The organism is Glutamicibacter sp. AGC46, from assembly GCF_053543715.1.
In genome coordinates this window covers 1-10379 of the sequence record NZ_JBLVOJ010000012.1, presented here as the reverse complement: position 1 = coordinate 10379, position 10379 = coordinate 1, and the positions used below count along the sequence as shown (strand labels likewise).

Here is a 10379-nt window from a genome sequence, read left to right as displayed (position 1 = left end):
GGTCCCCCCCCTTCCTGCATTCTGGCTACAGGCGTGCGGTCACTGCTCCTGCGCCCGCGTATCGAAGTCCTTGCGGTTCTCCAGGCGAGGGTCATCCGAGTCCGGCACGACCATCACCGGGCCCTTGGAGTGGTGCAAGACGCCCTGCGAGGTTGAGCCAAGCAGCATCCCGGTAAAGCCGCCGCGGCCCCGCGAGCCGGTGACGGTCAGTACCGCATGCTCGGATTCGCGGATCAGCACCTCGACGGGAGGCCCGGAGACCACATCGGTTTCCATCTTCAGCGCCGGATAGTGCGACTTCAGCCATTTGGAGCCCACACTCATCTGGTAGCGCACATCTTCCAGCACGGCTTCCTGGTCAACGGTCGCCGGCATCCATGCCAGCGCCGCCCCCACCGGCGGCACCGCGCAGATCAGGCGCAGCGTCAGGTCGCTGGCGATGGCCGCGTCCGCGGCTGCCAGCACCGCTGAACGCGCGCGGTCTGAACCGTCAACGCCGACCACGATGCAGTTGCGGTTCGACGCCGCGGCGGCACCGGCCTCTTCCTGCTCCTTGGCCATGGCCAGCGGAACCACGACGGTCGGGCACTTGGAGTGCGCGGGCAGTGCCGAGGACACCGAGCCGAGCAGGCGGCCAACGAAGCCACCGCGGCCACGGGTTCCGACCACTACCAATTCGGCGTCCTGGCTCAGGTCCAGCAGCACGCCGGACGGGTCCCCGGATTCGATATAGGTGCGGATGGCCGCCGTGCTGCCTTCAAGCTCTGCGCGCGCCTGGCGCACAATGTCCTCGGCTCCCCCGCGGATCAGGTCGTCATCCAGGGTCGAGTAGCCTGCGTCCATGGAGGACGCGGCGAACACCGGGATGGTGTAGGCGGACACGATATTCAACACGCTGCCGCGGCGTACCGCTTCGCGTTCGGCCCAGCGCAAAGCGCATCTGCTCTGCTGGGATCCGTCCACGCCAACGACAATTCCTTCAATCTTCTCTGCTGCGACTGGTGCTTCGTCACTCATCAGACTCGCTCCTCAACTACCTCAGATATAACGGGATGTGATTTCCCTTACCACCAATGTACTTGCTTCCGCAGTTCTAGGTGTGAGTTGGGTCTAAAGTTTTCGCGTACAGCCTACTGGACACTCGGATCGATATGAATCAGCGCCCGAAACGTCATAGAATTTTTCCATGTCCTCCTCCACACAAACCGCGTCCGGGAATGCTATGGCCGCGCGCATCGACCGATACTTCAAGATTTCGGAACGGCGTTCAACGTTCTCCACCGAAGTTCGCGGCGGCATCGCCACCTTCTTCGCGATGAGCTACATCGTCGTCCTCAACCCGCTGGTTCTTTCCGGTGCCGATTCCTCGGGCGGCGAGTTGGGCATCCAGCGCGTTGCCGCGGTGACCGCATTTGTCGCCGGCATCCTGACCATCCTGATGGGCATCTGGGCCCGCCACCCATTCGCCATGGCTACCGGCTTGGGCGTCAACGCCTTCGTCGCTATCACCGTGGCAACCAACCCGGAACTGACCTGGGCTGATGTCATGGGCCTGGTGCTCATTGCGGGTGTGGTCATGTTCGGCCTGGTGCTCACAGGGTTCCGGACCGCGGTGTTCAATGCGGTTCCAGCCGGATTGAAAACCGCCATCGTGGTGGGCATCGGCATGTTCATCGCACTGATCGGCCTGGTCAACGCCGGCTTCGTCCAGCGCCTCCCGGATGCCGCGAACACCACCGTTCCGGTGGGCCTGGGCTTCGACGGAGAGCTGATGGGCTGGCCGATCCTGGTCTTCGTGGTCGGCCTGCTGCTGACCATGGCCCTGGTGGTGCGCAAGGTCAAGGGCGCGATCCTGATCGGCATCGTCGTTTCGGCGATCCTTGCCAACATCCTCGAAGCCGTCTTCCACATCGGCGCGATGGAGACCAACACCTGGTCGCTGGTGGTTCCGTCGCTGCCGGAGTGGACCCTTCCGGACCTGTCGCTGATCGGCCAGGTCAGCGTATTCGGCGCCTTCAGCAAGATCGGCGCCACCGCCGCTTCGCTGCTGGCCTTCGTCATCCTGCTCTCGATCTTCTTCGATGCCATGGGCACCATGGTGGGCCTGGCTTCCGAAGCGGGTTCCATGGACGAGAACGGGCAGATCCCCAACGTGGACAAGGTCCTGCTGGTGGATGCGGCCGGCGCGATCGTCGGCGGCGGCACCTCCAGCTCCTCGGCGCAGATCTTCGTGGAGTCCGGCGCCGGAATCGGCGAGGGCGCCCGTACCGGCCTGGCCTCGGTAGTCACCGGCCTGCTGATGATCGTCGCGATGTTCCTGAGCCCGCTGATCTACCTGGTGCCTTTCGAAGCCGTGGCGCCGGCACTGGTCGTGGTCGGTTTCATGATGATCACCCAGGTCTCCAAGATCGATTGGAACGACTGGGGCATCGCGCTGCCGGCCTTCCTGACCTTCACCCTGATGCCGTTCACCTACTCGATCGCCAATGGCATCGGTGCCGGCTTCATCTCCTTCGTCTTCATCCGCGCCACGCAGGGTCGCGCCAAGGAAATCCACCCGCTGATGTGGGTTGTTTCCGCGGCTTTCGTGCTGTTCTTCGGCATCGGACTGATTGAGATGTGGGCCGGGGTCAAATAGCCCCGAAGCCCTCCAGGCGCCCCGTCATTGCTCCGGCGATGACGGGGCGTTTTTTGCCTCCGGCCCGGCGGGAACTGGCTAGGATGGGCACTATGAGCGATCAGCAGAACACCGCTGGGCAGTGGATCCAGGTGGCCGCAGGCTTGAAGAACCCCTCGATGCGCCGGCTTCTCGGGGCGGTATTGAGCGGGCACGGGGTACCCGAGCAGGCCAATAAGTCCGAACGCAAGGACTTGGAGCGCTGGGCCAGCATCGGGCTTCTGCGCCAAGAGGGGTCCGGCTGGGCGCTGAACGACGAACTGCTGGAGAAGACCTTGGCTTCGGCCTCGGCCGCGAAGGCCGACCGCGTCGGGATCCGCCGCTTCTTCGACGGACACCGGCTGCATAGCCTCCCGGCGAAACCAGCGGACCGCCATGAAGTGCTGGTCTACCTGCGCAATGCGGTGATAGGAGCCGGGGACGAACTGCGCGAAGAGCAGCTCAATGAACGGCTGCGGGTATTCCACCCGGACGTCGCGCTGCTGCGCCGCTACATGGTTGACCACGGCCTGCTGCAGCGCGCAGCAGACGGGAGCGGATACCGGATGGGCCCCGGGAGCTAGCCGGTAATCGGCGCGGCCCCGGTGGCGAAGCGCTGCACTGCCGCCCCGGAAACCAGCTGCGCCGGCAACGGCGCAGTGCGCAGGCTGCGTTCGAATGCAGGGCCGAGCTTGAGCGGTTCGTCGCTGGCCAGGAACACGATGTTCCCGTAGCGCCGGCCCTTGAGCATCGGCGGGTCGGCGATCATGGCCACATGCTCGAAGACCTCCAGCAGCGTCGCGGCTTCCGCCTTGGCGCCGGACAGGTCCGCGGTATCGCCGCAATTCATGAGGTAGACGCCCCCGGCATCCAGCACGCGCTGGGCTTCGCGGGCGTAGTCCGCCGTGGTCAGCACGCGCGGGGTGGTGCTCCCGGCGAAGACATCGCGGATGATCACATCGCGGCTCGCATCGCTCAAGGTGGGCAGCACCTGGGCTGCGTCTCCCACGCGCAGGCGTACCAGCGGAGCGCGCGGAACCTCGAAGTGGACGCGCACCAGCTCGGCCAGCTTGGCATCCAGCTCCACCACGACCTGCCGGGCGTTTTCATAGCTGGCCGCGCCCCAGCGGGCCATGGAGCAGCCACCTCCGCCAAGGTGGAGCACGCGCAGCTTGCGGGCGCGCCCGTCGTATTGCCCGGCCGGGAAACCGATGGCGAAGACTGGTTCCATCCAGCGCATGTACTCGAAATCGAGGTAGGCCGGGTCCTCCAGGTCCACATGGGAGGAGGGCACGCCGTTGACCTTCAGGATATAGCGGCTGGCGCCGTAGGGATCAGCTTCAATGATCGCCGTTCCGGTGTCGATCGGATACTCTCCGAGCATTGATTCCTTGGCATCCCTAGCCACGCGCGCGCACCATTCGTTGTTCGATTAAGCCATTCCAGCTGCCAGTCAGGGCTTCACTGGTTCCATCAGGCGTGAATCCCTGCTTCGCGAAGAAGGCCAGGGCCCTCTCGTTGCCTTGCAGGACCCAGACCAGGGCGTCGTGCTGTCCAAGGACAACATCGAAGAGGTGCTGGCCCAGTCCGGTACCGTAGTACTCTTCCAGGACATAGAGCATGCCCAATTCGACGTCCACACCGGCATCCTGGTCTTCTTCGATGGCCGGAGTTCCACCGGCTAGCCCGATGATGCGGCCATCACGGTCTTCCGCGATGAAGAATTGCGCTCCGGATGCCAGCCCGCGTTCCCACCAGGCTGTCTGGCCATCAAGTTGGCCTTCATGGTGGGCGAAAAAGGACTCATCGCGAAGTGTGGCGTACGCTTCTCGCCAGGCTTGCAATTTCATTTGCAGCGCTGGGCGGACGTCTTGTTCAGTAGCCAGTCGGATTCGGTAGTCGTTCATTTGCGGCACTTCTCTAGCCTACGGCAGTGACTTCGCTATTTTCTTCCAACGCACCAAGGCCCCCTCCTACTAAAGTAGTATTGCGGACTGTCCAAATGCTTGAAAAAATATTCACGTAGTCGTAAACTTTTTGGCTCAAAGGAGGGTCGGACTTGAACCGGAATACAAAATACGCTGCCTTGACTGGTGGCCTTGTCGGTTCCCTGACCCTGACCATCAGCCTTTCCTCGACCTTCTGGGTGATTTTGCTCGGTTGCGTTCTCCTAGCCGCCGGCTTCAGCATTCTGGCCAGGTTCGAACGCTTCTGGGGCCCGGCCGAACCGGACCACTACTACTACATCGTTCCCATGCTGGTTGGCCCGGTAGTTGCGGGGCTGGTGCGCAATACCGGTTATGCCCTGTGGGTCGGACCGCCGATGGGCATTCTCTGCGGATTGGGCGTGTACTTCTTGATCCTGAAGTCGCCGCCGTTCAAGCACGATGAAGCCGGGGAACTCGAATTCGAGCGCCCCGAACGCTATCCAACGCGCTAGAGGACTCGCGCTAGCGCGAACCCGTCCCACCCCTTGACGCCTACAGTCTGCAGCGCCGTGGCTGATACGCGCGGGTCATCGCGCAACCACCGCAAAGAGTCCTGGATTCCGCGAACATCGGCTTCTTGCGTCCCATTCCGGGATGGGTCATCCAAGACCGCGCCGCTGCGCACCACGTTGTCGAGCACCAGCACGGTGCCTGAATGCGCCAGCTCCAGTGCGCGTTCCAGGTAGGGCACGTTGTTGCGCTTATCGGCATCTATGAAGATCAGGTCAAATGGTGCAACGCGTTTGGAAATCAGCGAATCCATGGAACCCTGAGCGGCCCCCAACCGGATTTCAACACGTTCTGAAAGCCCTGCCCGCTGCAAGTTCTCACGCGCAATCGAGGCATGCAGGGGTTCAAATTCGCAGCTGATGACGGTACCAGCTGCACCGACGCCCCGGGCGAGCCAGCTGGTGGAGTAGCCCCCGAGGGTTCCGATCTCGAGGACCCTCCGGGCACCTGTGATCTCGGTGAGCAGCTGGAGGAACTTTCCCTGGGCAGGACTGACTTCAATCCTCGGAAGCCCGGAACTATGGGAATGCTCCCGGCCTGCCTCCAAGGCATCAACGCGCAGCCCCAGCGCCTGTTCCAAATATTCATCGACGGCTGCGGCATGGTGCTCTGCAGAATGGTGGATCATGACGGCATGTTCTCCTCGCTATCCTCAATAGCCTTCTCCAGGCGTTGGATTTTGCCATCGAGCTCGCCGTCGTAACCGGGGCGGATATCGGCTTTCAACACCAGCGAGACGCGCGAACCGAATCGGCCAACGGCCATGGTGGCTTGCTTGACTACCTCCATGACTTCGTCCCATTCACCTTCGATCTCGGTGAACATGGAGCTGGTGCGATTGGGGAGGCCAGAATCGCGGACGATTTTAACCGCTTCGGCCACTGCATCGTGGACCGAACCGTTGGGGTTGTCGTTACTTGGGGCTACGGAGAAAGCTACAATCATGCTTCCACTGTCCCACTACGCCTTGTGCTTGTCATCCGCCTTGCAGGCAATATCTAGGCAGCTAGTCCGCTCGCCCTCAAGACGATGGCCGCCAGCGCACCGACGACAACGACGACAAGATAGGGTGCCTTGAAAGCCAGGGCGATAATCGCCGCCGCGAGCGCACCGATACGGGCGTCAATCACCAGTTCCTGCCCGGAGGTGAAGGCGTTGACCGTCACCAACGAGGCGAGCAACGCAATGGTCAGCGTGGCCGCGACATGGGACATGGTCGGCGAGTCCAGAACCTTGCGTGGCACAAAGTAGCCGCAGAGCTTGATTGCGTAGGCCGTCAGGCAGGCTCCCAGAATCCACCAGCTCAATTCGCTCAAGGCTGGTCCTCCTCAATGCTTTCCAGATCGCCGTGCTCGGTCGCAGCCGGGGTCCGGCGGCCGGTGGCCACCGCGTAGATCGCAGCGCAGGCCGCGGTTACCAGAATCGGCAAGCCCGGCGCGGTGACCGGCACAGCCAGCGCGGTGAGGATTGCGGCCGCAATCGCGATCATGACCGGTTCAACTGACTTCAAGCGCGGCCAGAGCAAACCGATGAAGGCGGCGACCGCGGCGCCATCGAGCCCCCAAGCCGCGGGGTCCCCCATGCGTTCTCCGAGCAAGGCTCCGACGAGGGTGAACAGATTCCACAGGATGTAGACGCCCACCCCGGCGGTGAAGAAACCACGGCGCTTCTCGGCCAGGTCCGATTGCCCCAAGCTGACTGCGGTGGATTCATCGATGGTCACCTGGGCCATCCAGGGCACATGCCGTCCCAAAGGCCGCAATGCCTGCTTGATCTGCATCCCGTACACGGCATTGCGGATTCCCAGCAGCGAAGCGGCGGAGAACGCTGCCGAGGCAGCACCTCCGCCTGAGATCACGCCGATAAAGGCGAACTGCGATCCGCCGGTGAACATCAAGGCGCTCAAGGCAACGGTTTGCCACAGATCCAGTCCTGCAGCAATGGACAGGGCCCCGAAGGAAATGCCGTAGAGCCCGGTGGCGATCGCGATGGAAAGGCCCATCCTGGTCGCCGGAGTGAACCAGCTAGCGGACGTGGCGTGCATCGTACCTGACCTTGTAGACACCGCGCTTGACCTTTGCGTCGCCGATCTGAACGTGCTGCAGCTGGTTCAGGTGCTTCACGTGGGTGCCACCGCAAGGTTCGGCATTCACCCCGGCGATGCTCACGGTACGGATGCCCTGAGCATCGGTGGCCGTTGTGATTTCTCCGCCGCCAGCGATGAGTTCATCGACGCGTCCTTGGAGCCAGGCCTTGGCGGCGGCCCGTTCGTTCTCATCGCCCAATGGCAGGTCGAGGCTGGCCGGATCGAAGTCGAGGCGCGACTGCCCAGGGAAGTGCGAGTGGCCCTGGTGCTGCCAGCCGCGGTCTTCGCCAGCGAAGCCCAGGACGTGCCCTGCGGTGTGCAATGCGGCATGGGAAAGGCGCAGCTCGCCATCGATCTCAGCTAGGACCTGATCACCCACCTGCCGGGCGCCGGCGCCGTACAAGACCACCAGTGCATTCGCGTCGCGCTGGACTGAGACAGGCAGCCCGTCCACGGTGCCTGAGTCTTCGGGCTGGCCTCCACCACGGGGATGGAAGATATTGGGGCTCAGGGCAATCCACTGCCCGTCTTCGCCGCTTCCCGTTGCAATGACTCGGGCCTCCGCAGCAAAAATGTACGTGTCCTGCAGGTACAGGTTGACCTGTGCGATTTCTCCGGTGTTCATGTGGCCTAGCTCAGCTCCAATTCTTTGCGCAGTTCTGCCGGGCGGTTGCTCGTCAATTCCCCGACACCCAGGTCCACCAGGAATTGCGCATCCGCGGGACGGTCAACCGTCCAGATGCGCGCCTTCAGCCCTTGTTCCAGCCATCGGCGCACAAGATGCTCATTGGCTCGGGTCCAGGCGACCCCGGATCCAATGATGCCAGCTCCCCCTGCGTTGATCAGTTCGATTCCTTCAGGCACGGAGCGGTAAAGAACATCGTAGACACCTGCTCGCCCCAGGTCGCCGGAATCAATGAGCTGCCGGACATAGTCCGGGTTGACCTCGGTCATCAGCTGGCACAATAGTGAAGTGCTGACGGTGCGTGCCAGATAGCGCAGGGAATTCGGCTCAAAGCTCATCAGGGTCACCGCGATCTGCCCTTGCGAGCCGGCCGTGCCCGTCTGCGGGTCGAAGCCATGGGCTGCGAGAACCTGCAGCACACCCTTTTCGAGCAGGTGGCCATAGGGGCTTGGATGCTTGATTTCGATAGCCAGGCCAATTGGCTTGCCGCGTGCTTCAATGAGCTCGAAAAGTTCGCCGAGGCTCAGGAGCTGTTCATTCTCCGCCCCGTACTCGGCCGGGACCATGCTCGGAACGACTCCAGTGAAGTCCATGGCTTTCATCTGGGCCAAGGTAAATCCGGCAACCAGACCGGCTGAATCAGAGGTGCGGTCGACTGTTGGATCGTGGTGGCAGACGACGATTCCGTCTTTGCTCAGATGGACGTCGCATTCGATTCCATCGGCGCCTTCGTCGATGGCCTGCAGATAGGCAGCACGAGTGTTCTCCGAATATTTATGGGAGCTGCCGCGATGGGCGAAAAAAAGCGTATCCATAATTCCTACGCTACGCGATCATCGCTCCTTGGCAACGCAGATTGCCCTCTGCCAAGACGCTTATTTCTTCGACTGCTTTCGTGGCTTCGGCCTGCGGATGCAAGCACTTGCTGCCATCGTGCAAAACACGAAGTTACCCGGCAAGAAAAGGTGTCCGCTTTCCTGATTCTGCCCCGGAATTCCAAGGCAAAATCGCCATCGTCATGGGAATCAGCCTGCACGCCGATAGCTGGCTGCGATTGCCCCGCTGGCCAGCGGCTGCGCTGATATCAACTGGAGGTGACGGGAATCCTGCAATCCTGCCTCATGCAGGGTTGGTCCATGCCCGGCGATGACTGGATGGACTAGGAAGTGGTATTCGTCGATAAGTTCCATCCGGTCCAGAACCGTTGCCAATTTGCCGCTACCGAGCAGCACTCCATTGGGGTACTGGTCCTTCAGCTTCTGCACCGAGGCGCGTAGGTCGCCGCTTAGCAAGTGCGAATTCTTCCACGAGTACGCGGTGCGGGTGCTTGAGACAACGTACTTGGGCTTCTCCTCCAGCTGCTGCGCCCAGCGAAGCAGCGCTGGTGGCGCTGCGATATCTCCATGAGCGACGGCCGGCCAGTAATCTTCCATCAGCTCGTAGGTGGCACGCCCCCAGAGCATCGCTCCGTGCGCATTCATCAGTCGTGTGAAGTAGTCGTGCAATTCGTCGTCGGCGATGCCTTCGCGATGATCTACACAGCCATCCAGCGTGACGTTGATGCTGAATGTCAATTGTCCCATCGCAAGCTCCTGTAGCTATAGCCTCACCACCAGGTCCCCGGTGCCTTGACTGTAGGGTTGCCGGCCAGCCACGTCAAGCAGCGACGATGCATCAACAGGCAACCGGTGCGAAAGCAGAGACAGGCCCGTTCGCATCGGCGATGTCCGCCCAGCATCTGCGTTGGATGCAGAACCTGTAAGCGAAAAACAGTTTCACGCTCATCTTCCGGGAGACTAAGCGTCAAAGGTAGGCTCGCAGTATGCCGCCACCAGACTCATCCCCAAGTTTGTCGCCTGGTCCCCGCGACCTCATGCCCATTGTCCAGGGCCTGGTCCAAGGCCCCTGGCCAAAGACCGAAGTCGAGCGTGAAGTCCTGTTCGGTGCCCTTGGATTCGTTTCCGGAAACAACGTTGATGCCGAAGACCACGATTCACCACATCAAATGATGAGCCTAGACCTCGGCCTCCCAGGAAAAATGGTGAGTTTTTGGGATACTTACCGTCAGCAATTCCTCAGCGTCTGCACCCACCTCTACGGATCGCTGAACGCCCAGGACCCGGTGGCCCAGTATGGCTACGAAGCCCTGCAGGCGCAGCTTTCCCAACTGTATGGCACTCCTGAGCGCCCTTGGGACGACGAAGATCAGTCGGTGGGCATGTGGCGCTGTAATGGCCGGAGCATCACCCTGCAGCTATTTGACCGGTCGGATAGCACCGTGATGCTCACCATCGAAGACCTGGCACTCGAGTCAATAATTGAAGCCGAAGAAGCAGCCCACTAGTCTTCTCACTCCTTGGACTGCTTGAAGCGGTTCAAAGCGATTGCGATGCTTCGATAATAGGCAGGCCTCAAGCCAACAGGAACAGTGCTTAAACAAGTGCAGGGGCCAGG

At 61.8% G+C, this 10379-nt stretch carries 14 protein-coding genes; 4 read left to right on the top strand and 10 right to left on the bottom strand.

Annotated elements, in window-relative coordinates:
* Nucleotides 1–39 precede the first annotated feature (39 nt).
* Entirely contained in the window at nucleotides 40–1017 is a 978-nt protein-coding gene (locus ACNPM8_RS08215) for a universal stress protein (protein ID WP_332488837.1), read from the bottom strand.
* Nucleotides 1018–1186: 169 nt separating this feature from the next.
* Here ACNPM8_RS08215 and ACNPM8_RS08210 point away from each other — a divergent pair, with 169 nt between their 5' ends.
* Nucleotides 1187–2638, top strand: coding sequence for an NCS2 family permease (locus tag ACNPM8_RS08210; protein WP_448939626.1), 1452 nt, complete (start codon nucleotides 1187–1189; stop codon nucleotides 2636–2638).
* Nucleotides 2639–2730: 92 nt separating this feature from the next.
* Complete coding sequence (locus ACNPM8_RS08205) at nucleotides 2731–3240, top strand: DUF2087 domain-containing protein (RefSeq protein WP_181148870.1); 510 nt, start codon at nucleotides 2731–2733, stop codon at nucleotides 3238–3240.
* On the opposite strand, the gene ACNPM8_RS08200 is transcribed toward ACNPM8_RS08205, so the two are convergent.
* Together ACNPM8_RS08200 and ACNPM8_RS08195 are read right to left on the bottom strand one after the other, a co-directional pair.
* Nucleotides 3237–4064 (bottom strand): spermidine synthase, encoded by an 828-nt coding sequence (locus ACNPM8_RS08200; protein ID WP_448939625.1) that lies wholly within the window; start codon nucleotides 4062–4064, stop codon nucleotides 3237–3239. The two genes, ACNPM8_RS08205 and ACNPM8_RS08200, sit on opposite strands and share 4 nt — an antisense overlap.
* Nucleotides 4057–4563 (bottom strand): N-acetyltransferase family protein, encoded by a 507-nt coding sequence (locus ACNPM8_RS08195; RefSeq protein ID WP_448939624.1) that lies wholly within the window; start codon nucleotides 4561–4563, stop codon nucleotides 4057–4059. The genes ACNPM8_RS08200 and ACNPM8_RS08195 overlap by 8 nt, the downstream gene beginning before the upstream one ends.
* Nucleotides 4564–4715: 152 nt before the next feature.
* Between ACNPM8_RS08195 and ACNPM8_RS08190 the strand changes: the two genes are divergently transcribed.
* The gene (locus ACNPM8_RS08190) at nucleotides 4716–5096 is read left to right on the top strand and encodes a hypothetical protein (protein ID WP_105657877.1); all 381 of its coding nucleotides are present in this window, start codon (nucleotides 4716–4718) and stop codon (nucleotides 5094–5096) included.
* Here the strand turns inward: ACNPM8_RS08190 and ACNPM8_RS08185 are convergent.
* From ACNPM8_RS08185 to ACNPM8_RS08155, 7 genes are all read right to left on the bottom strand, one after another.
* On the bottom strand, nucleotides 5093–5782 hold the full coding sequence (locus ACNPM8_RS08185) for an O-methyltransferase (protein WP_105662671.1): 690 nt from the start codon (nucleotides 5780–5782) through the stop codon (nucleotides 5093–5095). The two genes, ACNPM8_RS08190 and ACNPM8_RS08185, sit on opposite strands and share 4 nt — an antisense overlap.
* Nucleotides 5779–6099, bottom strand: coding sequence for a thiamine-binding protein (locus tag ACNPM8_RS08180; protein WP_105662672.1), 321 nt, complete (start codon nucleotides 6097–6099; stop codon nucleotides 5779–5781). The genes ACNPM8_RS08185 and ACNPM8_RS08180 overlap by 4 nt, the downstream gene beginning before the upstream one ends.
* A 53-nt stretch (nucleotides 6100–6152) precedes the next feature.
* On the bottom strand, nucleotides 6153–6470 hold the full coding sequence (locus ACNPM8_RS08175) for an AzlD domain-containing protein (RefSeq protein WP_105657874.1): 318 nt from the start codon (nucleotides 6468–6470) through the stop codon (nucleotides 6153–6155).
* Nucleotides 6467–7198 (bottom strand): AzlC family ABC transporter permease, encoded by a 732-nt coding sequence (locus tag ACNPM8_RS08170; RefSeq protein ID WP_448939623.1) that lies wholly within the window; start codon nucleotides 7196–7198, stop codon nucleotides 6467–6469. Before ACNPM8_RS08170 ends, ACNPM8_RS08175 begins: the two co-directional genes overlap by 4 nt.
* Nucleotides 7179–7865, bottom strand: a complete 687-nt coding sequence (locus tag ACNPM8_RS08165; RefSeq protein ID WP_332728627.1) for a hypothetical protein — start codon at nucleotides 7863–7865, stop codon at nucleotides 7179–7181. Before ACNPM8_RS08165 ends, ACNPM8_RS08170 begins: the two co-directional genes overlap by 20 nt.
* 5 nt (nucleotides 7866–7870) lie before the next feature.
* The gene (locus tag ACNPM8_RS08160) at nucleotides 7871–8740 is read right to left on the bottom strand and encodes a glycerophosphodiester phosphodiesterase (protein ID WP_105657872.1); all 870 of its coding nucleotides are present in this window, start codon (nucleotides 8738–8740) and stop codon (nucleotides 7871–7873) included.
* A 210-nt stretch (nucleotides 8741–8950) separates the two neighbouring features.
* Entirely contained in the window at nucleotides 8951–9508 is a 558-nt protein-coding gene (locus ACNPM8_RS08155; RefSeq protein ID WP_105662675.1) for a dihydrofolate reductase family protein, read from the bottom strand.
* A 290-nt stretch (nucleotides 9509–9798) separates the two neighbouring features.
* Between ACNPM8_RS08155 and ACNPM8_RS08150 the strand changes: the two genes are divergently transcribed.
* Entirely contained in the window at nucleotides 9799–10269 is a 471-nt protein-coding gene (locus ACNPM8_RS08150; RefSeq protein ID WP_448939622.1) for a hypothetical protein, read from the top strand.
* Nucleotides 10270–10379: the final 110 nt, after the last annotated feature.